22 protein-coding genes and 1 pseudogene are annotated in these 25,108 nt (G+C 71.8%); 6 read left to right on the top strand and 17 right to left on the bottom strand.

Annotated elements, in window-relative coordinates:
• Positions 1-44 precede the first annotated feature (44 nt).
• The 3 genes from AB0C28_RS54200 to AB0C28_RS54210 are packed head-to-tail and all read left to right on the top strand — an operon-like array spanning position 45 to position 2,913.
• The gene (locus tag AB0C28_RS54200) at positions 45-1,079 is read left to right on the top strand and encodes an iron ABC transporter permease (protein WP_358085055.1); all 1,035 of its coding nucleotides are present in this window, start codon (positions 45-47) and stop codon (positions 1,077-1,079) included.
• On the top strand, positions 1,079-2,122 hold the full coding sequence (locus AB0C28_RS54205; RefSeq protein WP_358085057.1) for an iron chelate uptake ABC transporter family permease subunit: 1,044 nt from the start codon (positions 1,079-1,081) through the stop codon (positions 2,120-2,122). The genes AB0C28_RS54200 and AB0C28_RS54205 overlap by 1 nt, the downstream gene beginning before the upstream one ends.
• Entirely contained in the window at positions 2,119-2,913 is a 795-nt protein-coding gene (locus tag AB0C28_RS54210; RefSeq protein ID WP_357848399.1) for an ABC transporter ATP-binding protein, read from the top strand. Before AB0C28_RS54205 ends, AB0C28_RS54210 begins: the two co-directional genes overlap by 4 nt.
• A 93-nt stretch (positions 2,914-3,006) precedes the next feature.
• Here AB0C28_RS54210 and AB0C28_RS54215 read toward each other — a convergent pair whose 3' ends face one another.
• Together AB0C28_RS54215 and ftsY are read right to left on the bottom strand one after the other, a co-directional pair.
• A complete protein-coding gene (locus AB0C28_RS54215) occupies positions 3,007-4,683 on the bottom strand; it encodes a tetratricopeptide repeat protein (protein ID WP_358085061.1) in 1,677 nt (558 codons plus the stop codon).
• A gap of 268 nt (positions 4,684-4,951) precedes the next feature.
• Positions 4,952-6,121 carry a signal recognition particle-docking protein FtsY gene (gene ftsY, locus AB0C28_RS54220; protein ID WP_357848403.1) on the bottom strand — a complete coding sequence of 390 codons (1,170 nt, stop codon included), beginning with the start codon at positions 6,119-6,121 and terminating at the stop codon, positions 4,952-4,954.
• A gap of 3 nt (positions 6,122-6,124) precedes the next feature.
• Here ftsY and AB0C28_RS54225 point away from each other — a divergent pair, with 3 nt between their 5' ends.
• A complete protein-coding gene (locus AB0C28_RS54225; RefSeq protein ID WP_357848405.1) occupies positions 6,125-6,268 on the top strand; it encodes a hypothetical protein in 144 nt (47 codons plus the stop codon).
• Here the strand turns inward: AB0C28_RS54225 and smc are convergent.
• The 4 genes from smc to AB0C28_RS54245 form a co-directional block, all read right to left on the bottom strand.
• Positions 6,246-9,935 (bottom strand): chromosome segregation protein SMC, encoded by a 3,690-nt coding sequence (gene smc, locus AB0C28_RS54230; RefSeq protein WP_358085064.1) that lies wholly within the window; start codon positions 9,933-9,935, stop codon positions 6,246-6,248. The two genes, AB0C28_RS54225 and smc, sit on opposite strands and share 23 nt — an antisense overlap.
• 164 nt (positions 9,936-10,099) lie before the next feature.
• Positions 10,100-10,294 carry a hypothetical protein gene (locus tag AB0C28_RS54235; RefSeq protein ID WP_106249247.1) on the bottom strand — a complete coding sequence of 65 codons (195 nt, stop codon included), beginning with the start codon at positions 10,292-10,294 and terminating at the stop codon, positions 10,100-10,102.
• 190 nt (positions 10,295-10,484) lie between these two features.
• On the bottom strand, positions 10,485-10,772 hold the full coding sequence (locus AB0C28_RS54240; protein WP_357848409.1) for an acylphosphatase: 288 nt from the start codon (positions 10,770-10,772) through the stop codon (positions 10,485-10,487).
• Positions 10,773-10,783: 11 nt separating this feature from the next.
• Positions 10,784-11,710, bottom strand: a complete 927-nt coding sequence (locus tag AB0C28_RS54245; RefSeq protein WP_358085067.1) for a LysR family transcriptional regulator — start codon at positions 11,708-11,710, stop codon at positions 10,784-10,786.
• Positions 11,711-11,804: 94 nt separating this feature from the next.
• Here AB0C28_RS54245 and AB0C28_RS54250 point away from each other — a divergent pair, with 94 nt between their 5' ends.
• Complete coding sequence (locus AB0C28_RS54250) at positions 11,805-12,980, top strand: MFS transporter (protein ID WP_358085070.1); 1,176 nt, start codon at positions 11,805-11,807, stop codon at positions 12,978-12,980.
• Here AB0C28_RS54250 and mutM read toward each other — a convergent pair.
• The 8 genes from mutM to AB0C28_RS54290 all read right to left on the bottom strand — a co-directional run bounded on the left by mutM (position 12,928) and on the right by AB0C28_RS54290 (position 21,204).
• Positions 12,928-13,773 carry a bifunctional DNA-formamidopyrimidine glycosylase/DNA-(apurinic or apyrimidinic site) lyase gene (mutM, locus tag AB0C28_RS54255; protein ID WP_357848415.1) on the bottom strand — a complete coding sequence of 282 codons (846 nt, stop codon included), beginning with the start codon at positions 13,771-13,773 and terminating at the stop codon, positions 12,928-12,930. The two genes, AB0C28_RS54250 and mutM, sit on opposite strands and share 53 nt — an antisense overlap.
• Before the next feature lie 118 nt (positions 13,774-13,891).
• Positions 13,892-14,611 carry a ribonuclease III gene (gene rnc / locus AB0C28_RS54260; protein ID WP_357848896.1) on the bottom strand — a complete coding sequence of 240 codons (720 nt, stop codon included), beginning with the start codon at positions 14,609-14,611 and terminating at the stop codon, positions 13,892-13,894.
• A gap of 290 nt (positions 14,612-14,901) precedes the next feature.
• Positions 14,902-15,081 (bottom strand): 50S ribosomal protein L32, encoded by a 180-nt coding sequence (rpmF, locus tag AB0C28_RS54265; protein ID WP_033409409.1) that lies wholly within the window; start codon positions 15,079-15,081, stop codon positions 14,902-14,904.
• Between the two features lies 1 nt (position 15,082).
• Positions 15,083-15,634, bottom strand: coding sequence for a YceD family protein (locus AB0C28_RS54270; RefSeq protein ID WP_357848417.1), 552 nt, complete (start codon positions 15,632-15,634; stop codon positions 15,083-15,085).
• A 72-nt stretch (positions 15,635-15,706) separates the two neighbouring features.
• Complete coding sequence (gene coaD, locus AB0C28_RS54275; protein WP_346111340.1) at positions 15,707-16,183, bottom strand: pantetheine-phosphate adenylyltransferase; 477 nt, start codon at positions 16,181-16,183, stop codon at positions 15,707-15,709.
• 14 nt (positions 16,184-16,197) lie between these two features.
• Positions 16,198-16,764: a 16S rRNA (guanine(966)-N(2))-methyltransferase RsmD gene (gene rsmD / locus AB0C28_RS54280; RefSeq protein ID WP_358085073.1), complete on the bottom strand. Its 567-nt coding sequence runs from the start codon at positions 16,762-16,764 to the stop codon at positions 16,198-16,200.
• 635 nt (positions 16,765-17,399) lie between these two features.
• Positions 17,400-19,580 carry an ATP-dependent DNA helicase RecG gene (gene recG / locus AB0C28_RS54285; protein ID WP_357848421.1) on the bottom strand — a complete coding sequence of 727 codons (2,181 nt, stop codon included), beginning with the start codon at positions 19,578-19,580 and terminating at the stop codon, positions 17,400-17,402.
• A gap of 79 nt (positions 19,581-19,659) precedes the next feature.
• The gene (locus AB0C28_RS54290) at positions 19,660-21,204 is read right to left on the bottom strand and encodes a DAK2 domain-containing protein (protein WP_358085076.1); all 1,545 of its coding nucleotides are present in this window, start codon (positions 21,202-21,204) and stop codon (positions 19,660-19,662) included.
• A gap of 198 nt (positions 21,205-21,402) precedes the next feature.
• On the opposite strand from AB0C28_RS54290, the gene rpmB reads away from it, so the two are divergent.
• Positions 21,403-21,588: a 50S ribosomal protein L28 gene (gene rpmB, locus AB0C28_RS54295; protein ID WP_049556934.1), complete on the top strand. Its 186-nt coding sequence runs from the start codon at positions 21,403-21,405 to the stop codon at positions 21,586-21,588.
• 200 nt (positions 21,589-21,788) lie between these two features.
• Here rpmB and thiD read toward each other — a convergent pair whose 3' ends face one another.
• The 3 genes and pseudogenes from thiD to AB0C28_RS54310 form a co-directional block, all read right to left on the bottom strand.
• Complete coding sequence (gene thiD / locus AB0C28_RS54300) at positions 21,789-22,595, bottom strand: bifunctional hydroxymethylpyrimidine kinase/phosphomethylpyrimidine kinase (RefSeq protein WP_358085079.1); 807 nt, start codon at positions 22,593-22,595, stop codon at positions 21,789-21,791.
• A gap of 8 nt (positions 22,596-22,603) precedes the next feature.
• Positions 22,604-24,484 (bottom strand): hypothetical protein, encoded by a 1,881-nt coding sequence (locus AB0C28_RS54305; protein ID WP_358085082.1) that lies wholly within the window; start codon positions 24,482-24,484, stop codon positions 22,604-22,606.
• A gap of 269 nt (positions 24,485-24,753) precedes the next feature.
• Positions 24,754-25,108: pseudogene (locus AB0C28_RS54310) on the bottom strand (thiamine-phosphate kinase); the annotation flags it as partial.

The following is a 25,108-nucleotide window of genomic DNA, read 5'->3' on the forward strand; positions in this document are numbered from 1 at the left end:
CCTGGCATACTTCAGCGGAATCACGAACGTCGAGGAGGAGCCGGGTGAGCGCAACAGCCGTCGCCCCGCGTCTCCATGGGCTCCGCACCCGCCGGCTCACGGTCCTGCTTGTCCTGCTCGCCTCGGTCGCCGTCGCGGTGGTGCTGAGCATCACGATCGGCTCCAAGTCCGTGCCGCCGGCCGACGCCTGGCACGCGCTCACCGCCCCGACCGGCACCGAGAACGACATCGTCATCCGCTCGCTGCGCGTCCCCAGGACCGTGCTCGGCGTGCTCGCCGGGCTCGCGCTGGGCGTGGCGGGCGCGCTCATGCAGGGCCACACCCGCAACCCGCTGGCCGACCCCGGCCTGCTCGGCGTCACGCAGGGGGCGGCGTTCGCGATGGTGTCGTCGATCATCCTGTTCGGCGCGTCGAGCCTGCTGGTCTACATCTGGTTCGGCCTGGCGGGCGCGCTGGTGGCCAGCGTGGCGGTGTTCGCGCTGGGCATGGTCGGCGGCAGGGGCGGGCCGACCCCGGTCACGCTGGCCCTGGCCGGCACCGCCGTCAGCGCCCTGCTGTACGCCCTGACCTCGGCCATCGTGCTTCTCGACGAGCAGGCGATGGACGTGTTCCGGTTCTGGCAGGCGGGCTCCATCGCGGCCAGGGGCGGCGACGTGGTGTGGCAGGTGCTGCCGTTCATCCTGGCCGGTCTGGTGCTGGCGATGGTGAACGCCCCAGGGCTCAACGCGCTCTCCCTGGGCGAGGACGTGGCCAGAAGCCTCGGCCAGAACATCGCCATGACCCGCACCATCGGCGTCGCCGCCGTCACCCTGCTGTCGGGCGCGGCGGTCGCCGCCTGCGGGTCGCTGGCGTTCGTCGGGCTCATCGTGCCGCACCTGGCCCGGCCGCTGTCGGGCACCGACCATCGGTGGCTGCTGCCGTTCTCGGGGCTGATCGGCGCGGCGCTGCTGCTGGTCGCCGACGTGATCGGCCGCGTGGTGGCGCCGCCGGGAGAGCTGGAGGTGGGCGTGGTGCTCGCGCTGCTCGGCGCCCCGTTCTTCGTCGCCCTGGTCCGCCGCAGGAAGCCCGTGCGGCTGTGATGACCACCCTTCCCCTGCGCGTCCGCGGCCTGTCCTGGCAGGTACGGCCGCGCGGCGTCGTGCTCACCCTGACCGGCGTCGTCCTGCTCGCCCTGCTCATGGCTTTGAACATGCGCATCGGCGAGCTCCCGATGACGCTGGCGGACGTCGTCACGGGCACGTTCGACGCCGCCAGTCCCGCGCACTTCGTCATCATGGAGCTGCGGCTGCCCCGCGCGCTCACCGGCGCCCTGGTCGGAGCCGCGCTGGCGCTGTCGGGCGCGATCATCCAGTCGATCGCGCGCAACCCCCTGGCCAGCCCCGAGATCCTCGGCGTTACCACCGGCGCCTCGGTCACCGTGGTGGCCGGCGTGGTGGCCAGCGGCAGCGCGTACGGCGGCGTCAGCGGCCTGCTGTCCACCCTCGGCATCCCCGCGCTCGCCCTGCTGGGCGGCCTGCTCGGCGCGGCGGTCGTGTACGGCCTGGCCTGGCGGCGCGGCCTGGACGGCTACCGCCTGGTGCTGGTCGGCATCGGCGTCGCCGCCGTCTTCACCAACGTCAAGTTCTGGCTGCTGACCGTCGGCGACGTCAACGACACCAGCCGCGCCATGGTCTGGATCAGCGGCTCGCTGAACGGCAGGGGCTGGGAGCACGTGACGCCGACGGCGCTGGCCCTGGTCGTCCTGGTGCCGCTGACCCTGCTCGGCACCCGTTCGCTCGACGCGCTGCGCTTCGGCGACGACACGGTCACCGCGCTCGGCGTCCGGATGAACCCGGCCCGCGCCCTGATGATCCTGGCCGCCGTGCTGCTGGCGGCCGTGGCCACGGCGTCGGCGGGGCCGATCGCGTTCGTGGCCCTGGCCTCGCCGCAGATCGCGCTGCGGCTCACCCGCTCGGGCCGGCCGCCGCTGCTCTGCTCGGCGGTGGTCGGCGGCGTGCTCACCACCGCCGCCGACCTGATCGCCAGGACCGTCTTCTCCCCCGTCGAGCTGCCCGTCGGCATCGTCACGGCCGTACTGGGCGCGCCGTACCTGATCCACCTGATCTGGAGGTCGCGAAAGTGAGACTGCAGGCCGCCGGGGTCAAGCTCGGGTACGGCGACCGCCTCATCGTGGACGGCCTCGACCTCGGCATCGAGGCGGGCACAGTGACCACCATCATCGGCCCGAACGGCTGCGGCAAGTCCACGCTGCTGCGCGCCCTCGGCCGGCTGCTCAAGCCGCAGGGCGGCGAGGTGCTGCTGGACGGCAAGCGCATCGACAGGATCCCCACCCGCGAAGTGGCCAAGATCCTCGGCGTGCTGCCCCAGGCCCCCACCGCGCCGGAAGGGCTCACGGTCGCCGACCTGGTGGCCAGGGGCCGGCATCCGCACCAGACGTGGTACCGGCAGTGGTCCTCCGACGACGAGGGCGCGGTCGCGGCGGCCCTGGACATGACGGGCCTGGCCGACCTGGCCGAACGGCCGCTGGAGGAGCTGTCGGGCGGGCAGCGGCAGCGGGCGTGGATCTCCATGGCCCTGGCGCAGGGCACGGACCTGCTGCTGCTCGACGAGCCCACCACATTCCTCGACCTGGCGCACCAGGTGGAGGTGCTGGAGCTGGTCCGGCACCTGCACGAGGAGGCGGGCCGCACCGTCGTCATGGTGCTGCACGATCTCAACCTGGCCGCCCGCTACGCCGACCGCCTGGTGGCCATGCGGGCCGGCCGGGTGATCGCCTCGGGCACGCCGCACGAGGTGCTGACCGAGGACCTGCTGCGGGAGGTGTTCGAGCTGGACGCCAAGATCATCGCTGATCCGGTGGCGGGCACGCCCCTGGTGGTCCCCATCCGCCCGCTCTCCCACCCCGCTCCCTGACGTCCGCTCTCCCGCCCTGCCCCCTGACGCCCCCTGCCGCCCTCCTGCCGCCAGCCCTGACGCCAGCCCTGACGCCAGCCCTGACGCCGGGGCTCACGTCTCGTGCAGCGCCCGGGTGACGTCCGCGTCGTCGGGGGCCAGTTCGGCGGCCCTGAGCAGGTCCTGCCTGGCCTGACCGGCCTGCCCGGCCGCCCGGTGCACCAGCGACCTGTTGAACAGCAGCTCCGCCGTCTCCTCCAGCTTCAGCGCCCGCGTCAGGTCGGCCAGCGCCGCCTCGTGGTCGCCGCGCTCGAAGGCCAGCTCCGCCCGGCCCGCCCAGGCCGGCAGCAGCTCGGGATCGGCCTCAAGGGCCAGATCGAAGGCCATGCGTGACTCCGGGTAGTGGTTTTCGGCCAGCTCCACCTGCCCGAGCACACACAGCAAGTGCGGATCGCCCGGCGTGAGCGCCAGGCCGCGCTCCACGTCCCCGCGGGCCCGCGCGTAGTCGCCGGCGGCCACGTGCAGCCCGCAGCGGTTGACGTAGGCGGGGGCGAACTCCGGGTCCAGCTCCAGCGTGTGGTCCAGGTCGGCGCGGGCGCCCGCCAGGTCGCCGCGGGCGTAGCGCACCTCGGAGCGGTTGTAGTAAGCCTCGGGGAAGGGCGGGCTCAGCCGCGTCACCGCCTCGTAGTCGGCCAGCGCCTCCTCCTCCCGGCCCAGCTCGTGCAGCAGGTTGCCGCGGTCGAGGTAGTAGTCGGGATAGCCGGGGTCGAGCGCGATGGCGCGGTCGTAGTCGGCCAGCGCCGCCTCCGGCCGCCCGGCCATGGCCAGCAGCTGGGCCCTGTTGCCGTACAGCACGAGCCGGTGGATCGGGTGCTCGTCCGGCAGGTCGGTCTCGGCCAGCTCAATGGCCTGGCGCACCAGCTCCATGGCGGCGCCTGGGCGGCCCCTGCGCACCTCGACCAGGGCCTTGCCGTTGAGGTCGAACCCGAGGTGGAAGGCCCGTTCGCGGGCGTCGGGCAGCAGGGAGGTGATGGTGACGGCCTCGTTGATCCAGGCCAGGGCCTGCTCGGGGTCGCGGCGGGCGTGGTCGTGGTGGCGGACGAGGATCATGGCGGTGCCGTACGCGATCGTGGCGCGGTGCCTGGGGTCGGTGCTCACCCGCCTGGCCCGGTCGTAGAGCTCGCGGGCCTCCTCCTCGCGCTCGATCGCCTCCAGGGACGCGGCCACCCGCTGGAGGAGGTGCTGCCAGCGTTCGGGATCGTCCTCGTACGCCAGCCCGCGCAGCACCGCCAGCCCCGCCTCCGCCATGGCGTGGTGGAAGCCCTCGTCGCGGTAGCGGTCGAAGTCGGCCCGCAGCGGCCCGGCACCGGGCGCCGACGGCCCCTCCTCGATGGTCAGCAGGCCGGGCTCGACCCGCCGCCGCAGCACGGTCACCAGCTCACGGTCGGTGTGGTCGGCCTCGCCGAGGTTGACGGCCGTCACGGTCAGGGGCCCGGCGCCGGCCAGGTGGTCGCGGACGAACTCGGCCAGCCCGTTGGCGATCCGCAGGCTGCGCCGGGCGCCGGGCACGAGCACCCGCTGCCCTCGTGGCAGGTCGCCGGCCAGCGAGCGCCTGCGGGCCGGTACGAGCTCGCGCAGCGCGGGCGCGGCGGCCCTGATCTCGATGTCGTGCGCGGCGACCAGATCGGGACGTCGTTCGAGGGCGGGCGGGACCAGGTGGGCCAGGAGCGCCGCGCCGAGCGTGTAGGGGCCGCCGATCCGGCGGTCCGCGTCGAGGAAGATCGTGTCCACGCCGTCCCTCTTCCGTCGTCCGGCGTGGCCGACGCCCCTGTCGGGGACGCCGGCCGGGTGGGTCAGGAGCTGTGCCGCGGCGCGGCCGAGGCGGCCGGCTTCACGGTTCCTGGCCGATGAACGACGATCTTCTTCATGGTGGGCCTTTCACCAACAATGGGACCGAACGATCTTTTGATGACCGATACATGTCAACACATCAAAAAGTGGTCGATCAACACTTATCTGGTAAGGCCGGATCCGTGACCGATTACGGGAGGGCCGTTAGTCACTCACCGAGAATGGCGTCCACGAACACCCCGGGATCGAACGGCGCCAGGTCGTCGGGCCCCTCGCCCAGACCCGCGAGCTTGACCGGCACGCCCAGCTCCCGCTGCACCGAGATCACGATGCCGCCCTTGGCGGTGCCGTCGAGCTTGGTCAGCGCGATGCCGGTGATGTTGACCACCTCGGCGAACACCTGGGCCTGGCGCATGCCGTTCTGGCCCGTGGTGGCGTCGAGGACCAGCAGCACCTCGTCGACCGTGGCCTTCTTCTCGATGACCCGCTTGACCTTGCCCAGCTCGTCCATCAGGCCGGTCTTGGTGTGCAGGCGGCCCGCGGTGTCGACGATGACCACGTCGACCTTCTCCTCCATGCCCTTGGCCACCGCGTCGAACGCCACGGAGGCGGGGTCGCCGCCCTCGGGGCCGCGCACGGTGTCGGCGCCGACCCGCTCGCCCCAGGTCTGGAGCTGGTCGGCGGCGGCGGCGCGGAAGGTGTCGGCCGCGCCGAGCACGACCTTCTTGCCGTCGCCGACCAGTGAGCGGGCCAGCTTGCCCGTGGTCGTGGTCTTGCCGGTGCCGTTGACCCCCACGACGAGGACGACCGCGGGCCGCTCGCCGTGCTTCTGGATGTGCAGGGTGCGGTCGAGGTCGGGGTCGATCTGGGCGAGCAGCTGCTCACGCAGCAGGCCGCGGACCTCCTCGGGGGTGCGGCTGCCCAGCACCTTGACCTTGGTGCGCAGCTCCTCCACGATGGCGCGGGTCGGCGCGACGCCCACGTCGGCCGTGATCAGCCGCTCCTCGATCTCGTCCCACACGTCGTCGTCGAGACGGTCGCGGGACAGCAGCTCCAGCAGCCCGCGCCCGAGCGCGCTCTGCGAGCGGGCGAGCCGCTCGCGCAGCCGCACCATCCGGCCGGCGGACGGCGGCGGAACCTCGACCTCCGGCTCGACGACGACCGGCTCGGCGGGCTTGACCGGCGGCGGAAGCGTGGTGGTCGCGCCCTCGGCCTCGTCCGCCGCCGCGGGCCGCTTCTCCTCGGGAAGCGTCGGAGCCTCGGGCGGAACGACCGGCGGAGGCGTCTTACGCCCTGGCCTGAAGAGCAGGAGGAGACCGCCGACCGCCAGCAGGGCGACGACGGCCACGATCACGATGACGCCCAGGTAACCATCCACAAGATGTCAGTTTTCCAGATCGACCGCCCGGAATGGACCAGCAGGGTCACGACCCGCCTCATGTCGGCCGACCTGTCCGGTCAGGCGGACTCGCGTTCCCTGAGCCGCCGGCTGCCCACCGGCGTCACGCCGACTCGCGTTCCCTGAGCCGCTGGCTGACCACCTGGGTCACGCCGTCGCCGCGCATCGACACGCCGTAGAGCGCGTCGGCGATCTCCATCGTGCGCTTGTTGTGAGTGATCACGATGAGCTGCGAGCTCTGCCGCAACTCCTCGAACAACATCAGCAGGCGCTGCGTGTTGGTGTCGTCGAGGGCCGCCTCGACCTCGTCCATCACGTAGAACGGCGACGGCCGCGCCTTGAAGATCGAGATCAGGAACGCCACCGCCGTCAGCGACCGCTCGCCGCCCGACAGCAGCGACAGCCGCTTGACCTTCTTGCCCGGCGGCCTGGCCTCGACCTCGATGCCCGTGGTCAGCATGTCGCCGGGCTCGGTGAGCACCAGCCTGCCGTCACCGCCGGGGAAGACCCGGCCGAAGATCTGCTCGAACTCGCGCGCCACGTCCTCGTACGCCGAGGAGAACATCTGCTCCACCCGGTCGTCGACCTCCTTGACCACGGTCATCAGGTCGCGCCGGGTCTTCTTGAGGTCTTCGAGCTGGGAGTTGAGGAACGCGTGCCGCTCCTCCAGGGCCGCGAACTCCTCCAGGGCGAGCGGATTGACCTTGCCGAGCTGGTTCATCTGCCGCTCGGCCGCCCTGGCCCGCTTCTCCTGTTCCTCGCGCACGAAGGGGACGGGCGGCTCGCCCGGCACCATGGCCTCGGGGCCGTACTCGGAGATCAGGGCCTCGCCCTCGACCCCGAACTCCTCCAGCGCCCGCTGCTCCATCTGCTCCAGCCGCAGCCGTTGCTCGGTGCGGGCCATCTCGTTGCCGTGGACCCGGTTGACCAGTTTGTCGAGCTCCTGACCCAGCTCGCGCACCCGCAGGCGCACCTGCTTGAGCTCGGCGTCCACGGCCACCCTGGCCAGGTCGGCCTCGTCGCGTTCTCTGGAGGCGAGCTGGACGGACGTCGCGAGGGCCGTGAGCACCCTCTTGGCGCCCTTGCTGACGGCCTCGGCCACCGCGGCCTGGCGCCTGCGCCTGGCGCGCTGAGCAGCCGCCTGGGCGCGTTCCTCGCGCTCGCGCCTGGCCGCCCTGAGCAGGCCGTCCGCGCGGCCCTCGATGCCCTTGACCCGCTCTTCCGCGGTGCGCACCTGGAGGCGGGTGTCCATCTCGCGCTGCCTGGCGGCCTCGCAGGCGCTCGACAGGTCGTCGCGCAGGTCGGTGGTCGGCTCGGACTCCAGCTCCTGGGCGTATTCGGCCTCGGCCAGCCGGATCTCCAGCTCGGCCAGCTCTTCCAGGCCCTCCGCGCGGGCCTCCTCCGCCTTCGTCACGCTCACGGCCAGGCGCTCGGCCTCGTCGCGGGCCGCGTTGGCCGCCGCCTCAAGCTGGGCCAGCCGCCTGGCCGCCGCCGCGTTGCGCTGGTCGGCCTCCCGCTGGCGGCCCCTGACCTGGTCGAGCAGGCCCTGGGCGGCGCTCACGCCGGCCTGGGCGGTGGTGAGCGCGGTCTGGGCCTCGCTGACGTGGGCCTGGGCGGCCTCCAGGGCGGCCTGCGCGGCCTGCTCGCCGGCGATCGCCTCGTCCAGCGCGAGCGCGCCCTGCTCGGCCCTGGTCTCGGCCTCCTCCAGGTCCCTGACGGCCTCGTCGAGCGCCGCCCGCACCTGGAGGACGGAGGTGCCGCCCTCTGAGCCGCCGGCGACCACGTGAGCGCCGACGAGATCGCCGCCCGTCGTGACAGCACGCAGCCGCGGATGACGGTCGACGACCGCGCGCGCGGTCTCCAGGTCGTCCACCACCACGACGTCGGCCAGCACGTGCTCCAGGGCCGAGCGCAGATGATCGGGCACCGTCACCAGGTCGGCCGCCCACCGGCCGCCTCCTGGAGCCGCCGCCCGCGCGGGCGCGCTCCGATCGTGCCTGTCCGCGCCCAGCGCGACGAGGAGGGTGGCCTGTCCGGCGCTCCGCGAACGCAGCAGCTCCAGGGCCTCCACGGCGGTGTCGAGCGACTTGACCGTGATCGCCTCGGCGACGGAGCCCAGGACGGCCGCCACGGCCGGCTCGGCGCCGGGTGTCACCTGCATCGAGGCGGCGAGCGGCCCGAGCACCCCGCCGAGGTCGGCCTCCAGCAGCGCCGCCCCGCCGTCGCCCTTGGCCAGCCCCATCTCCAGCGCATCGCGCCGGGCGGTCAGCGCGGCCACGGCGCGCTGCGCCTGCTGGTCGGTGGCGCGGGCGGTGCTCACGGCCGACTTGGCGGCCTGGAGCGCGGCACGCGGCGCGTCGAGTGCCGACTTCGCCTCCTCCGCCGCCGCCCTGGCCGCGTCGGCCACCGCCTTGGCCTCCTCGACGGCGGCCTGCGCGGCGGCCAGCTCTTCGGCCAGCGCGGGATCGGTGGCCGGCTCGTCGATCCGCTGGGCCTCCAGGTCTTCTCTGGCCTGCTGCTCGCGCCGGGTCGCGTCGGCCACGGCCTGCCGCAGGCGCCCGATCTCCTCCTCGGCGGCGCGGCCTCTGCTGCGTACGGAATCGACCTGGCCGCGCAGCTTGGCCAGGCCCTCGCGGCGGTCGGCGGCGGCCCTGGCGGCCAGTGCGAGCCGCCGCTCCTCCTCGCCCAGCTCCGCCTCGGCCTCGGCCCGCCGTTGCACGGCGTCGTCCAGCAGCTCCTGGGCCTGCTCCAGCTCGGCCCGCAGGATCAGCTCCCGCTCGCGCACCTCGGCGGCCTCGCGCTCCAGGTCTTCAGGGTCGCGGCCGCGGCGCTCGATGGCGGCGGCGTCGAGCGCGTGGCGGTGGCGTTCTGAGGCGAGTTGTTCCAGGCCGGTGATGCGCTCGCGCAGGGAGGCGAGCCTGAAGTAGGTCTCCTGAGCGGCGGCCAGCCGGGGCTGGGTCTCGGCCTCGGCGGCCTCAAGGGCGGCCTCGCGCTGCTGCCCCTCGGTCAGCTCGGCCTCGACCTGCTGCCGCCTGGCCGTGATCGCGGCCTCGTCGGCGGCCTCGCGCTCCAGCGTGGCGCGCAGGATGCACACGTCGTCGGCCAGCAGCCGCAGCCGGGCGTCACGCAGGTCGGCCTGGATGACGGCGGCCTTGCGGGCGATCTCCGCCTGGCGGCCCAGCGGCTTGAGCTGGCGGCGCAGCTCGGTGGCGAGGTCTTGAACGCGGGTCAGGTTGGCCTGCATCGCATCCAGCTTCCGCAGCGCCTTCTCCTTGCGCTTGCGGTGCTTGAGCACGCCGGCGGCCTCTTCGATGAACGCGCGCCGGTCTTCAGGGCCCGCGTGCAGCACGGCGTCGAGCTGGCCTTGCCCCACGATCACGTGCATCTCGCGGCCGATGCCGGAGTCGGACAGCAGCTCCTGGATGTCGAGCAGGCGGCAGGTGTCGCCGTTGATCGCGTATTCGCTCTGCCCCGACCTGAACATCAGCCGGCTGATCGTGACCTCGGTGTAGTCGATCGGCAGCGCGCCGTCGGTGTTGTCGATGGTCAACGTCACCTCGGCGCGGCCGAGCGGCGGCCGGGACGAGGTGCCGGCGAAGATCACGTCTTCCATCTTGCCGCCGCGCAGCGACTTGGCGCTGTGTTCGCCCATGACCCAGGCCAGGGCGTCGACCACGTTGGACTTGCCCGAGCCGTTGGGGCCCACGACGCACGTGATGCCTGGCTCGAAGCGCAGGGCGGTCGCGGAGGCGAAGGACTTGAAGCCGCGCAGGGTGAGGGTCTTGAGATACAAGCGCGACCCCCTTCCCCGGAAACGGACTGCGGAAAAGCCTACTGGTCCGCGCCGCCCGGCGGCGGCAACTGCTTATGTACCGCGTTTGACCAGGGCTTTGGCATTCGGGGAAAATAACAAGGGACGCCTCTGTGAGACGTCCCTGGGTTGCGCTCCGATCACTCTCAGGTGAGTGCCGGCTCGCGCTCCTGCATACGGCTTATCGCCTCGTCGCGGGTTTGCGCCGCAAGAGCGTCATTGGTGGCCTGAAGTCGGATGAGTTCTGCCTCCAGATCCCGGATACGCTGCTGCAGGCGGCGCATTTCCGAGACCATCCGAGGGTCAGGACCGCCGACGTGGCCGAGTAGAGCCTTCGCCATGGTAAAGGGTCCTCCACGCTGAGTGACCAGACTGGTTCGCGCACTTCTATTCCGCGGGAGGGGTGCGCGTGGTACCTAACAAGAGTCGCACCGGCAGTGTGGGCGGTCAAGTCGAACCAACCGCTGAGCCCTACTGATGGGCACTCCCGACATACAACTATACCCTATTTGGGGCGTTTGACAAAAGCGGCTACCGCTCGACAAAACCGCCCAAACTACCTCGGGGTTCGCTCCATCGTTCCACTACTCCATCCACTCTTCCCGGCGTGTCGCAACTTCTCAGCAGCTCCAGCAGCTTGACGCACGCCTCGCGTGATCCCTCCGCGACCACCTCCACGCGGCCGTCGTCGGTGTTGCGGGCCCACCCCACGAGATCGAGCTCCAGCGCCCGCGCCCGCGTCCACCAGCGGAAGCCCACGCCCTGGACGCGGCCACGCACCCAGGCGGTCAGCCGGACGTCTCCCTCGTCCTGCGTCATCTCGTCCCCCTTCACGCCACCAGGACGCGGTCACCGGTCCCCTGCCCCGGGGCCCGCTCCGCAGCCAACTGCGCCGCCGCCTCGCCGAAGGCCCTGACGGCCGCGCTTTCCGCGTTCTTCACCCAGGCCAGACCGAAGATCGACGCGGGCAGCCCCGTGACGGGCACGAAACTGACGTCGGGGCGCTGGTGCTGCATGGCCGTGGGCGCGCAGAACAGCATGCCGCCCCGGCCGAGCGCCACCTGTGTCAGGCCCTCCTGGGTGGTGGTCACCCTACCGGCGCGGGGAATCGGACGTCCGGAAGGGGTCACGGAGGGTGCCACCCGCTCGTGCCACGAGCGCGGGGCCGGGCCGTCCAGCCCGATCAGCGGCACGGACGCCAGTTCCTCCGCCGCGATGCCGGCCCGCCCGGCGAGCGGATGGCGGGTGGACAGGCCGAGCGTGTAACCGACCCGGTTCAGCTCGCCGCCGCCGGCCAGGTCGGGCTCGTCCAGGGGCAGCAGCGTGAACGTGACGTCCACCTGCCCGGCCCGCAGCCGGCCGAAGGGGTCGGACAGCGGGACCTCCACCAGCTCGACCGCGCAGCCCGGGTTGCGCCGCTCGAAGGCACGCACGCTGCCCGTCACCACGTCGGTCGGCGTGGCCAGGAACCCGACCCTGAGCACGCCCGTCAGCTCCCTGGCGGCCGTCCTGGCCCGGTTCACGGCGCCGGCCAGGCCGTCGTAGGCGGGGCGCAGGTCGGCCAGGAAACGTTCGCCGAGCGGGGTCAGCCGCACTCTCCTGCTCGTCCGGTCGAACAGCCTTCCGCCGATCCTGCTCTCCAGGGAGCGCATGAGCTGGCTCACCCTTCCCGGCGACAGGTAGAGGCGCTCGGCCGTACGCGCGAAGTGCAGCTCCTCGCTGAGCACGAGAAAGCACTCCAGCTCCCTGAACTCCATCCCCACACCTCCGACGGATCGTTGAGCCTGGTTAAAGGAAGCCTTCGGCATTCGTCATTGTTCCCGCCGGCGGCCCGGCCGGAGGCTGGGCGGCATGACGACGACTGACGTTTCCGGCGCCGTACGCGCGCGCTGGCTCGCCGTGACCTCCGTCTCGATGGGCACCTTCACCATCGTGAGCAGCGAGATGCTGCCCGTCGGCCTGCTCACCTCGATCGCCTCCGACCTCGGGGTGTCCACGGGCACGGCCGGGCTGACGATGTCGCTCACCGGCCTCGTCGCCGCGGTCGCCGCTCCCGTGCTGGCGCTGGCCGCGCGCGCGATCGACCGCAGGACGATCCTGCTCGGGCTGATGGCGGTGCTGGCGGTGGCCGACCTGGCCGGCGCGCTGGCCCAGAACCACCTGGTCATGCTGGCCGCCAGGGTGCTGACCGGAGTGAGCATCGGCGGGTTCTGGGCCTTCGCGGCCGGGCTCGGGACGCGGCTGGTCCCCGAGCGGTCCGTCGGGCGCGCGACGTCGATCATCCTGTCCGGCGTGTCGGTGGCCTCGGTGCTCGGGGTGCCCGCGGCGACGTTCGTCTCGTCGTTCGCGGGGTGGCGCACCGCGTTCGCCGCCGCCGGGGTGCTGGCGCTCGGCCTTCTCGTGCTGCTGGCGGTGACGCTGCCGCCCTTGCGGCCCCCGGCCGGGTCCTCGGACGCGGCGGCGCGGGAGAAGCGCCTCTCGTGGCTCTCAGGGCCGCTGAACGTCGTGCTGCTGCTGACCGCGCTGACCGTCTCCGGCCACTTCGCCGCCTACACCTACGTCCGCCCGTTCCTCGAACAGGTCTCGCTCGCCGGCGCCGCCTTCATCGGCGCCGCGCTCCTCCTGTACGGCGCCGCCGGCGTGGCGGGCAACTTCGCCGCCGGGGCCCGCGCGGCCAGGAACCCCAGGGCCACGCTGATCGTGCTGACCGGCCTGATGACGCTGTCGATGGCGGCGCTGGCGCTGACCGCCCTGCCGCCCCTGGTGGCACTCGTGGGGTGGGGCCTCGGCTACGGCGGCGTCGGCGTCACCCTGCAACTGTGGATCATGCGGGAGGGCGGGGGCGAGCTCGGCACGGCGCTCTTCGTCGGCTCCTTCAACGTCTCCATCGCGCTCGGCTCGTTCGCCGGCGGCAGGATCGCGGACGGGCTGCCGATCTCCGCCGTCATGTGGGCCGGAGCCGGGCTCACGCTGGTCAGTGCGATCGTCGCTGGCATCTGGGGCAGGAGTAGGACGAGCGGTTCATGAACGCCTCGCGCCTGATGGCGCTGCCGCAGCGGGAGCAGGGCTGGTCGCGGCGGCCGTACACCTCCAGCGAGCGCTCGAAGTATCCGCTCTCGCCGTTGACGTTGACGTACAGGCTGTCGAACGACGTGCCGCCCTGCAGCAGCGCCGCGCCCATGACCGTGCGCACGGCGGTGAGCAGCTCGGCCACCTTGGGGCGGGTGAGCGTGTTCGCCGGGCGGGCCCAGTGAAGTTTCGCGATCCAGAGAGCCTCGTCGGCGTAGATGTTGCCGACGCCGCTGATCAGCGACTGGTCGAGCAGGGCCCGCTTGATCTCGGTCTTCTTCGTCCTGAGCCTGCGGGTGAACTCGGCCTCGTCGAACACGGCCTCGAACGGGTCGGGCGCGATGTGGGAGATCGGCTCGGGCACGTCGCCGGCCATCGGGGTGAGCATGACGTGGCCGAACGTGCGCTGGTCGACGAAGCGCAGGTCGGGGCCGCCGTCCTCGAAGCGCAGGCGTACCCGGAGGTGCTTCTCCTGGGCCGTGTCGCCGTCCACCACGAGCAACTGGCCGCTCATCCCCAGGTGGGCCATGAGCGCCTCGTCCGCGCCCGACAGCGGGAGCCACAGGTATTTGCCGCGGCGCTCGGCGGACAGGAGCACGCGGCCCTTGAGGCGGGCGGCGAACTCGTCGGCGCCGGGCACGTGACGGCGGATCGCGCGAGGGTGGAGCACCTCGGCGCCGGCGATCTCACGCCCGGTCACCCATTGCGCGAGGCCGCGCCTGACGACCTCGACCTCCGGCAGCTCAGGCACTTCCGACCTCGCCCTCTGGACGCTGGGGCAACCTAGCTCTCACCTTCTGGACAACATCCGGGAGCTCCAGAACCATCCTCCAGAGCTCCCTCCGCCCGTTGGCGGCCGTCGGTCGGGGTCAGCCGGCGGGCTGGCTTTCGCGCTGCTCGCGGCGGGCCCTGATGCGGGTCCAGGCCGCCTCGGCCGCCTGCTGCTCGGCCTCCTTCTTGCTGCGCCCGTTGCCCGAGCCGTAGGACTCGCCACCGACCCGCACCATCGCCGTGAACGACTTGGCGTGGTCGGGGCCGCTCTCCTCGACGTGGTATTCGGGCACGCCGAGTGCCTCGGAGGCGGTCAGCTCCTGCAGCGAGGTCTTCCAGTCGAGCCCGGCGCCGAGCGAGGCCGAGCGCACGATCAGCGGGTCGAACAGCACGTGGACCACCCGGAACGCCTCGTCGAGCCCCTTGTCGACGTAGATCGCGCCGATCAGGGCCTCAAGGGTGTCGGCCAGGATGGACGACTTGTCGCGCCCGCCCGTGCCCTCCTCGCCCCTGCCGAGCCGCAGGAACCGCCCCAGGCCGAGCCCTCTGGCCACGTCGGCCAGCGCGCGCATGTTGACCACCGCGGCGCGTAGTTTGGCCAGCTGCCCCTCGGGCAGGTCGGGGTGGTTGCGGTAGAGGGTGTCGGTGACCACCAGGCCCAGCACCGAGTCGCCCAGGAACTCCAGGCGCTCGTTGGTGGGCAGGCCACCGTTCTCGTACGCGTAGGAGCGGTGCGTCAGCGCCCGCTCCAGAATGTCGTGGCCGAGACCGACGGAAAGGACCCGCTCCAGCTCTTCTCTGGCGACCTCGACGGCCACCGGCTTAGGACCTGCGCCCACGTGTTTCCTCCTCGGACATCTTCACACGGCGCGTCGGCTGCGCATGATGCCCGAAAACGTGGTGGGCGTCGGGGTACCGGGCGTAGCCCCGGCGTCCACCACGGCCGCGGGCGAACCGCCGCCGCACACATCTAAGAGACGGTAACGCCGACCGAGGCACTTTGGCACCCGGTCGGCATCACGTCAACTGCTGGAGCGGAACCTCCGGCGCCGGCCACCGTCACGCCCTGGGCGGAACGGCGGCCCGGCGATCGGGCCGCGCCAGCGGATCAGGCGGACGGCTCGATGACCTGACGACGGTTGTAGGTGCCGCAGGTGGGGCACGCGATGTGCGGCTGCTTGGGCGAACGGCACTGCGGGCAGCTCACCAGGGCGACAGCAGTCGTCTTCCACTGGGAGCGACGGGCGCGGGTGTTGCTCCGCGACATCTTTCGCTTCGGGACGGCCACGTCACTTCTCCTGATCGTTATCTTTGTCGGAAATCAGACCTTGCAACGACGCCCAGCGGGCGTCGATCTTCTCGTGCCGGTGATCGTCGCCGGCCTCGGCCAGCTTGATCCCACACTCCGGGCAGAGCCCCTGGCAGTCGTCACCGCAGACGGGGCTCAGCGGCAGTGCGAGCACCACCGCGTCGCGGAACGTCGGCTCGAGGTCGAACAGCTCACCGTCGAGCAGTGAGTCATCCTCCGAGGCGTCCTCGTCGGAGTAGAAGAACAGCTCCTGCAAGCCGACCTCGATCTCCGAGGAGACGGGGTCGAGGCACCGCGCGCACTCCCCGGCGAGCGGGGAATGCGCCGTGCCCGAGACGAGCACGCCTTCCATCACTGCTTCGAGCCGGAGATCCAGCTCGACATCGGCGTCTTTGGGGACACCGATCATGTCGACGCCGAGATTCGCCGGTGCCGGGAGAGTCAGAGTCATCTGCCTCATCGTGCCCGGCCGCTTTCCCAGGTCATGAGTGGATATCACCCACGGGGAGCGGGGGTCGAGGTGCTGAGTCATCCTGCTCTCGCTAGGCATGGCGACAAGGATCGCCGTCGTACAAGGCCGAAATGAAAGGATAGCAGCTCGCGCTCAGCCCCTGAGCCGCTCGATGAGCAGGGTGTGCACCAGGTCCGGCACGAGACCGGAGACGTCGCCGCCGTATCGGGCGATCTCCTTCACCCGCGAGGACGACAGGAACGAGTATTCGGGGTTGGTGGGCATGAACAGCGTCTCCACTCCCGACAGGCGGTAGTTGAGCTGCGCCATCTGCAGCTCGTAGTCGAAGTCGCTGACCACTCTGATGCCCTTGACGATGGCGGGGATGTCGTTCTGTCTGCAGAAATCGACCAGCAGGCCATGGAATTTCCGCACTTTGACGTTGGGGTACTCCTTGGTCACGGTCTGCAGGATCTCGATGCGTTCGTCAACCGTGAACAGGCTGCTCTTCTCGACGTTGATGAGGACTGCCACGGTCACCTCGTCGTACAGCCGCGCCGAGCGGCCGATGATGTCGAGATGACCATTGGTGATGGGGTCGAACGACCCCGGGCAGACTACGCGGCGCAAGACGCCTCCCAGGTCTACGGGTTCCCGGCGGCGCGACCGTACCAAACGGATGCTTCGCCATAACGACGGACCCTCTCCTCAACGTACCCTTCAGGCCACATGAGGGGCCTTCCCCTGGTTTCCCTCTCGAACGCCACCAAAGCCTCATCTGTCAACCAATCGTTGTCGCGCAGCAGCTCCAGCACCTTCTGGACGTCGTCACCGGAGACCGCGTACGGCGGATCGGCGAAGACGATGTCGTACGGCCCGTCGGCCGGCTTCGCCAGCAGCCGCTCCACCTTGTCCGCCACCACGCGGGCGCCCGCGAGCCCCAGCGTCCCGACGTTGGCCCTGATCGTCCGGACCGCCTTCGGATCCGACTCCACCAGCACCGCCTCCGCCGCGCCCCGCGACAGCGTCTCCAGCCCGACCGCGCCAGAACCGGCGTACAGGTCGAGCACACGGGCGCCACGCAGCCCGTACAGGGAATCGAGCGTCAAGAGGATCCCTTCTCGCGCCCTGTCACTGGTAGGCCTCGTGCCGCGCCCCGGCGGCACGGCCAGACGCCGCCCACCCGCCGTGCCTGCGATGATCCGCGTCATGTGACCCATTGTTCCGCATGTTCGCGCAGGTCAAGAGTGGACAAGTGTCTGCCTCGGATACGCAAGGATGATTCACATCGGCCGGACGGGCACGCATGATGAGTTCTGCGGCCTTCAAGGTGACCCACATGAAGGCCGACCGGCGTGATCGTGAGCCCTTCCGCACGCCGGTTCCCTCGGCACCTGACCCGAGGGTGGGCCCAGCCGGGGACGGCATTCGGGGGGAGGCCGTCCCCGCGGCTGGGCATCCAATCATCATCATTTTCGGCCTCGTCGGGCCTCTTTCCCTCCGTCTTCTTCTGCAGCAGTGCCGCAGTGACAGCCTCATCTTTTACGGCGGTGCCGTGGCTTTCCACCCGCCGCACTTCGGCTGAGGGCCCTCCAGGAAACGGCCTCTGAACCCTTCACCGGCTGACCGCCGTAACGCGAGCCCAACTTGACCGGCCAGGTGGCCAAAAAGCGCGACCGGCGACGTCGTCGAAAGCGTGATCGGCCGCGCGGTCAAGAAGGCGGCCCGGCACATCGTCGTCGTGCGACCCGGCACATCGGCGAAAGTGCGACCGGTCGCGTGATCGAAAGTTCGACCGATTGCCCGATTGCCCGATTGCCCGATCGGCCCGGCGTGCGCCAGACCGTCAGGTTTTTTCCAGGTATTCCGCTCGTTCGTCTGCCAGGAGTCGGTCGATCTCCGCGCGCAGGCCCGTGTGTCGTTCGAGTTGCGGGTCGTCCACGAGCAGGGCGGCGGCCTCGTCTCTGGCGGTGGCGATCACGTCCTCGTCCCTGAGCAGTTGGAGCAGTTTCAGCGACGAGCGCTTGCCCGACTGCGCCGCGCCCAGCACGTCGCCCTCGCGTCGCTGCTCCAGGTCGACCCGCGACAGCTCGAACCCGTCGAGTGTGGCCGCCACCGCGTCCAGCCGGGCCCTGGCGGGGGTGCCCTCGGGGAAGTCGGAGACCAGGAGGCAGAGGCCAGGTAGGCCGCCCCGGCCGACTCGGCCTCTGAGCTGGTGGAGCTGGGAGACGCCGAAGCGGTCGGCGTCCATGATGATCATGACGGAGGAATTGGGGACGTCGACCCCGACCTCGATGACCGTCGTCGCCACCAGGACATCGAGCTCGCCCCGCGTGAACGAGCGCATGACGGCGTCCTTCTCCTCCGGCGGCAGCTTGCCGTGCAGGGTGCCGACCCGCAGGTCGTGGAAGGGACCCTCGGTCAGCAGCTCGGCCACGTCGAGGACCGCGAGCGGCGGCCGGCGGTCGTCGCCGCCGTTCGACGCCGCGGCCAGGTCACCCTCGTCGCCCTCCAGGTCGCCGATGCGCGGGCAGACGATGTAGGCCTGCCTGCCGAGCCCCACCTCCTCCCTGACCCGCTGCCAAGTCCGTTCCAGGTAGTGGGGCTTCTCGGCGGCGGGAACCACGTGGGTGGTGATGGGGGCGCGGCCCGACGGCAGCTGCGACAGCGTCGAGACCTCCAGGTCGCCGAAGACCGTCATGGCGACCGTGCGCGGGATCGGCGTGGCGGTCATCACCAGGACGTGCGGCCGGCCGCCGCCCGCCTTCTCACGCAGCGCGTCGCGCTGCTCGACCCCGAACCGGTGCTGCTCGTCCACCACGACCAGCCCCAGATCAGCGAACTGCACGTGCTCCTGCAGCAGCGCGTGGGTGCCCACGACGATGCCGGCCGTGCCCGAGGCCGCGTCGAGCAGCGCCGAGCGGCGGGCGGCGGCGCCCATCGAGCCGGTCAGCAGCGTGACCGCCGTGCCCCCGAACATGCCTCCCTGCGCGAGGTCGCCGAGCATGGCGGTGATCGACCGGTGGTGCTGCTGGGCCAGCACCTCGGTGGGCGCGAGCAGCGCGGCCTGGCCGCCGGCGTCGACCACCTGGAGCATCGCCCGCAGCGCGACCACCGTCTTGCCCGCGCCGACCTCGCCCTGCAGCAGCCGGTGCATGGGGTGTTCGAGGGCCAGGTCGGCGGCGATCTCCGCGCCGACCCGTTCCTGCCCCTCGGTCAGCGCGAACGGCAGCCGCGCGTCGAAGTCGGCGAGCAGCCCGTCGGTACGCCCTGGACGCGGCTTCGCGGGCCAAGCGGTGGCGGCCTGGCGCCGCTGGAGCAGCACGGCCTGCAGCACGAACGCCTCGTCGAACTTCAGCCGCTTGCGCGCCCGCCCCACGTCGGCCATGGTCTTCGGCCGGTGCACGGCCACCAGCGCCTCCGCGAGGTCCTGGAGCCCGTGGCGGGCCCGCAGCGCGGCGGGCAGCGGATCGTCGAGGGGGCCGAGCGTGTCGAGCACGATGCCGATCGCGCGCCTGATCGCCCACGGCGTCAGGTCCTTGCCCGCCGGATAGATCGGCACCGGCGCCGACGCGAACTCCTCGGCGCTCGCCTCGCTCTCCTCGAACAGCTCGAACTCCGGGTGGGCGAGCTGCCAGCGCGGGCTCGTCCGCGACCCGAACAGCCCCACCTTGCCGGCGAACATCCCGCGCCGCCCCGGCTTGAGCCGCGACTCGGCCACGTGGGAGCCCTTGCCGAAGAACGACAGGTAGATCTTGTTGCGGTTGCCGTCGACGACCTCGACCTCCAGCCAGGTGCCGCCGCGGTTGCGCATGGGCTTGCGCATCAGCCGGCTCACCTCGCCGACCACGGTGACGTGCTCGTCCACCTCCAGCGCGTCGAGCGAGGTCAGCTCGCCGCGCTCGGCATAGCGCCGGGGGTAGTGGCGCAGCAGGTCGCCGACCGTCTCAAGGTCGAGCACGCTGTGCAGCAGCTTGGCGGTCTTCGGGTCGAGCGCCTTCGTCAGAGGCTCGTCGAAACGGCTCACGGCAATAAGTTCTACCGCCTGCGGCCGACAGGAACCCCGGCGACGCTCACTCCACCCCGATACAGGAGCGGGCAGACCCTCACTCCACGCCGATCAGCACGGGGTAGCCGCCCTGCTCTCCGTCGTACACGACCAGATCCACACCGGGCCGCGTACGTCCGAGATGCTCCTCCACCAGGCCCGCCAGGCCCTGCGGCGCCCGCTCTCCCGTGACGAGCGTGACCAGTTCGCCCCCGCCCGCGACCATCCGGTCCACCACCGTCACGGCCACGTCCGCGACCGAGTCGCCGATCACCGCCACGTCCCCGTCGATCATGCCGAGCACGTCGCCTGGACGGCACACCCCGGCGCTGGTGAACGCCTCCCTGTCCGCCACCGTCACATGTCCGTACCTCGTGTGCCCGGCCGCGTCCGTCATCGCCACCACGTCGTCGTCGAAGCGGCGCAGCGGGTCGTGCACGGCCAGCGCCGCCAGGCCCTGCACGGTCGCCTTCGTGGGCAGCACGCTGACCATCACGCCGTCCTCGCGGGCGATCTCCGCCGCCGCGGCGGCGACCGCGCGTACACCCTCGTCGTTCGGCAGCACCGCGACCTCGGCGCCCGCCTGCCTGATCGCGGCCAGCAGGGCGGGCAGCGTGGGACGGGTGCCGGGCGTGCGGCGCACCACGACCGCGCCGCACTCCTCGAACAGCGCCGCGATCCCGTCGCCCGCGGCGACCGCCACGACACCCCTGCCCGCGCCGGCGGTGTGCGTGCTCTCGGCCAGGTACGTGATCCTGATCCGGTGCGGCCGGCCCGCGCGGATGCCCGCCTCGACCGCGGGCCCGGCCTCGGCCACGTGGACGTGCACGTTCCACAGCCCTTCGCCGCCGACCACGACCAGCGAGTCGCCCATGGCGTCGAGCTCCGCCCGCAGCCCGGCCACCGCGCGGTCGTCGGCGTCCAGCAGGTACATCACCTCGTAGCCCGCCCCGACCTCGGTCATCGGCGACACGCGCAGGGTGGGGGCGGGCACCTCGTAGTGGTCGGCGTGGGAGCCGGTGATCACGGCGGCCAGCGTCTCCAGGACGATCGCCGCCCCCGCGCCGCCCGCGTCCACGACGCCGCTGCGGGCCAGCACGTCGAGCTGTCCAGGGGTACGGCGCAGCGCGGCCCGCGCCTCCCCCGCCGCCTGCCGCGCCACCTCCGGCAGATCGCCGTCCACCCCCTGCACGGCCAGCGCCGCCGACTCCAGCACGCTCAGCACCGTGCCCTCGACCGGCCTGGCGACCGCCTCCCTGGCCAGCACGGCGGCCCTGAGCAGGCCGGCGCGCAGGTCCTCGCCGTCCTTCAGCACCTCGGCGAGGCCGCGTAACGCCTGGCTGACGATCACGCCCGAGTTGCCGCGCGCCCCCACCAGGGCGCCGTACGAGAGCGTCTGCCACACGACGGCCGCGTCCACGTCCTCGGGCAGCGACTCGACCGCCTCGGCCGCGGACAGCAGGGTCAGGTGCAGATTGGTGCCGGTGTCGCCGTCTGCGACCGGGAACACGTTGAGCGCGTCGATCTCCGACCTGGCGTGGCCGAGCGCGTCGGCGGCCAGGCGGGCCCAGCGGCGCACCGCGGGCGGGTCGAGGATCTTCATGTGCGTCCTGCGACCTCCGCCCATGCGCTACCGTTGTGCGAGGAGGATATCGCCGCCCTGACCCGATCCAGATGCTCTGGTTCGCGCTCATAGTGCGCATCAGATATTCTCAACTGGCTGGCCGGTTGTCCCGGCATGCCCTCCGCCCGGAAAGCATCAGCGGACAGGGCTATATCGACTGTTTTAAGGAGCGATACCGTGGCTTCCGTCTGCGATGTCTGCCGCAAGGGGCCGACCTTCGGCAACAACGTGTCCCACTCTCACCGCCGCACCCGCCGTCGTTGGAACCCCAACATCCAGACGGTCCGCGCGGTCATCGGCGGCACGCCGAAGAAGCTGAACGTGTGCACCTCGTGCATCAAGGCGGGCAAGGTCACCCGCTAGTTCTCACTTCCACGAAGGCCCGCCTCCCCTGGGGAGCAGCGGGCCTTCGTCATACCCACCCCTCGCCGCATGATCGCACGGGCGGCCCTGCCCCATGGACCGCCACGCCCTGTGGCGGCCCCACAGCGTGCGCAGCCGTGCCGCACGGATGACCGTGCCCCCGTGGGCCGCCGTGCCCCGCAGACGGCCCTACGGCGCGGTCAGGGGCGCCACTGCCAGGCGTGGTCCACTGGGCCGATGCCCTCCCCCAGCGGGAAGCCGCGGGCGATCGCGCCCGTCACGTACTCCTTGGCCCGGCCCACCGCGGTCGGTACGTCGTCGCCCAGGGCGAGGCGGGAGGCGATGGCGGAGGCCAAAGTGCAGCCGGTGCCGTGGGTGTGGCGGTTGTCGAGGCGGTCGGCGGTGAAGCGGTACTCGGAGGTGCCGTCCGTGAGCAGGTCCACCGGGGGCCCGGGCAGGTGGCCGCCCTTGATCAGCGCCCACGTGGGCCCCAGTTCCAGCACGGCGTCCGCGGCCCGCCGAAGCCCGTCCTCGTCCTCCACCTTCACGGAGGTGAGCTGCTCCACCTCCCACAGGTTGGGCGTCACCACGGTGGCGACGGGCAGCAGCCGGGTGCGCAGCGTCTCAACGGCCTCGGGCACGAGCAGCGTGTCGCCGTGCTTGGACACCCCGACGGGATCGACGATCACGGGCGCGGAGTAGGAGGCGAGCACGCCGGCGACCGTCTCGACGAGCGCGGGCGAGGCCAGCATGCCGGTCTTCACCGCCTGGGCGCCGATGTCACCCAGCACGGAGTCGAGCTGCGCGCGTACGGCCTCGGGCGGCAGCTCCCAGTAGCCCTGGACGCCCAGGGAGTTCTGGGCCGTGACCGCGGCGATGACGCTCATGCCGTGGACGCCCATGGCCAGCATGGTCTTCAGGTCGGCCTGGATGCCCGCGCCGCCGCCGGAGTCGGAGCCGGCGACGGTCAGCACACGAGGAGGGATCGAAACCGTCATGTCCCCCATCCAACCATTCAGCTGACGGCGCACTCCCCTTCGACCATGCCGCAGTTCTGCGCCTTGGCGCCCCTGCCGGTGGCCGTGAACGACACCTCGACCGAGTCACCGGCGGCCAGCGAGCCCGACACGTCCAGGATCAGCAGGTCGCCGTCCTGGGACCACTCGGCGCCGTCCACGTCCACGACCCGGCCGTCCACGGGCACGGAGACCGTGGGGTTCTGCAGCGTACACGCGGAGTCGTTGGACACCGTCATCCTGGCCTTGTAGGTGGTCAGGCGCTGCTGAATGGTCTGCTTGACGTTGACAGAGCCGGCGTTCGACGACTGCTCGAACGTCCCGGGGTCGCCCGTGCCGGGCGATTCCGGCGTGCCGACGCCGGTCCCGGCGTCGGTGTCCTCCACGGGCGTGGGGTCCTCGGTGGGCGCCTCCGACACGGTCTCCTCGACCGGCGGCTCGTCGTCCAGCGGCTCCTCCGTGGGCTCCGCCGTCTTCTTCACCTTGGACTTGGTGGGCGTCGGCGTGGGGGTCGCGGTCCTGCGCGGCGCCCTGGCGCTGTAGGTGGCCGTCGGCTTGGGGGTGTCGGCGGGCTCGGTCTCCTCGCCCTCCTCCGTCGGCTCCTCCTCCGGCGCCGGCTCGGCGTCCTCCTCATCGGCGGGCTCGGAGACGGCGGGCCCAGGCTGTCCTGTCGTCTGTACGGCGGCGCAGGTCACACCCTCGCACTTGGCCGGATCACCCGAGCTCATGAACTTCACGCCCGCCACGGTGCCACCGAGCACCACGGCCACGGCGGCGACAGAGAGCAGCGCCACGCGGCCCTTGCCGGCGCCTCCCGGCGCGGCGGCCAGCATGTCGTCATCACCGCCACCACCGCCACGGCCCGACCTGCGCCGGCCACGGCGGCCTCTGGGCTCCTCGTCCGGCGTGTCGGAGTCGTTCGACCAGCCGGAGCCCAGGAAGCCGGTCTCGGCGTCGGCCCAGGCGGGGGCGTTGTGCACGGCGGTCGGCTCACCGGCCACCTTGATGTCGCCCGGCTCGGGCGGAGCGGCGAAGCCGGCGCCGGGCGGGCCGTCGAACCTGGCGGTGCGGTTCGCGTCGTCCCCGTCATAGGAGTCGAAGGGGTCGCGGGAGTCGAAGGGGTCACGGGAGTCGCGGGGGTCGCGGTCGCCGGGGCCGCCGAACGGCCCTCCGCGCTCGTCACGCCCGTCGAACGAGCCCTGCTGGTCGAACGGCCCCTGCTGATCGAAGGGACCGGGCTGGCCGGGAGCGCCGGGCCGGTCGAACGGTCCCGGCTGGCCGAAGACGTCCGGCTGGTCGAAGGGACCGGGCTGCCCGGAAGGACCCTGCTGACCGGGCTGACCGGGCTGACCGGAGGGGCCGGGCCGGCTGAAGACGTCCGGCTGGTCGAAAGGTCCGGGTCCGCCCTGGGGCCCGCCCTGCTGGGGGCCGCCGAAGAAGGCCGTCTGCCCGGGGTCCTGCGCGTCGCGGCCGGGCATCCCGCCCTGGCCGCCGCCGAAGACCGAGGTCTGGTCAGGACCGTTGAACGGCCCCTGCCGGTCGAACCCGCCTGGTCCGCCGGGGTCGCCCCGCCGGCCGAAGGGCCCGTCACCGGGCTCGTCGAAGGGGCCTCTGCCCGGCCCCGCCTGATCGGCGGCGCCGTCGAAGAAGCCGCCTGGACGATCCACGGGCGGGCTCCAGTCGGACGGACGGGTGAACGCGCCCGTCGTCTCGAACGGCCCTGAGTCGTCCCTGGAGGACGGCGGTGGGAAGGCGCCCGCGGGGTCGTTGGCCGGTGGAAGGCCGCTGGCGGAGTCGGTGGGCACCGCGAAGGCTCCGGTGGTCTCGAACGGCTCCGACTGCGGAGCGCGCGGAGCCGGCCCGTCGGTGCGCTGGGGCATGGGTGCCCACTGGCCCGTCACCTCGGGCTGGTCCGGCAGGGACGGCCAGCCCGGCGCGTCACCTTGCTCGTCAGGACCCCAGAATGCGCTGCCGTTCCCCCGTTCTTCCCCGTCGTCGGATCCACCTGTGCCGTGGCGGCCCATGGCTGCCCTTTCTGCCGGTTACAGTGGCCGCCAATCTTCATAACACCTTTGATACGCCGTTGTCACAGCAATCCCGCTAGTCGTACCCCAAAACAGGAAAACTTCACGTAAATCGGGACAAGTCATCACCGAAAGTGATCCCACCCGCGACGGCCGATTTCCCGCCCATACACCATGACGCCCTCACCTTCGACCACCCGCCCCACCACCTGAAACTCGGGTGGCAGCCGTACGTCAGCGGGAAAGACCGCAGCCAGAGCGTGATCTTCGCCACCCGTGAGCACCCATTCGAGCGGATCGGCCCCCAGCTCCTTGGCCGCCGCCAGCACCGGCTCCGCCACCGTGAACTCCCGCGGATCGAGCTCGATCCGCACCCCGCCCGCCGCCGCCCCCGGCCCCCGGTGCCGGAGCCGCCCGAGCCGCCCGGCCCCCAAAGCCCGCGCGCCCACCGCGGCCGCCCAGGGCCCCAACGCGGACGCA

Origin of the sequence: Nonomuraea sp. NPDC048892, assembly GCF_040649735.1 — a bacterium.
GTDB lineage: Bacteria > Actinomycetota > Actinomycetes > Streptosporangiales > Streptosporangiaceae > Nonomuraea > Nonomuraea maheshkhaliensis.

What these genes read in the sequence shown, in the direction of transcription:
- AB0C28_RS54205 (WP_358085057.1), top strand. Translation starts at nt 1,079, where the DNA reads ATGACCACCCTTCCCCTGCGCGTCCGCGGCCTGTCCTGGCAGGTACGG.
- AB0C28_RS54225 (WP_357848405.1), top strand. Translation starts at nt 6,125, where the DNA reads ATGTCAGTTTTCCAGATCGACCGCCCGGAATGGACCAGCAGGGTCACG.
- AB0C28_RS54235 (WP_106249247.1), bottom strand. Translation starts at nt 10,294, where the DNA reads ATGGCGAAGGCTCTACTCGGCCACGTCGGCGGTCCTGACCCTCGGATG.
- AB0C28_RS54240 (WP_357848409.1), bottom strand. Translation starts at nt 10,772, where the DNA reads ATGACGCAGGACGAGGGAGACGTCCGGCTGACCGCCTGGGTGCGTGGC.
- AB0C28_RS54245 (WP_358085067.1), bottom strand. Translation starts at nt 11,710, where the DNA reads ATGGAGTTCAGGGAGCTGGAGTGCTTTCTCGTGCTCAGCGAGGAGCTG.
- AB0C28_RS54250 (WP_358085070.1), top strand. Translation starts at nt 11,805, where the DNA reads ATGACGACGACTGACGTTTCCGGCGCCGTACGCGCGCGCTGGCTCGCC.
- AB0C28_RS54270 (WP_357848417.1), bottom strand. Translation starts at nt 15,634, where the DNA reads ATGACTCAGCACCTCGACCCCCGCTCCCCGTGGGTGATATCCACTCAT.
- rsmD (WP_358085073.1), bottom strand. Translation starts at nt 16,764, where the DNA reads ATGACGCGGATCATCGCAGGCACGGCGGGTGGGCGGCGTCTGGCCGTG.
- AB0C28_RS54290 (WP_358085076.1), bottom strand. Translation starts at nt 21,204, where the DNA reads ATGAAGATCCTCGACCCGCCCGCGGTGCGCCGCTGGGCCCGCCTGGCC.
- thiD (WP_358085079.1), bottom strand. Translation starts at nt 22,595, where the DNA reads ATGGGGGACATGACGGTTTCGATCCCTCCTCGTGTGCTGACCGTCGCC.
- AB0C28_RS54305 (WP_358085082.1), bottom strand. Translation starts at nt 24,484, where the DNA reads ATGCCCCAGCGCACCGACGGGCCGGCTCCGCGCGCTCCGCAGTCGGAG.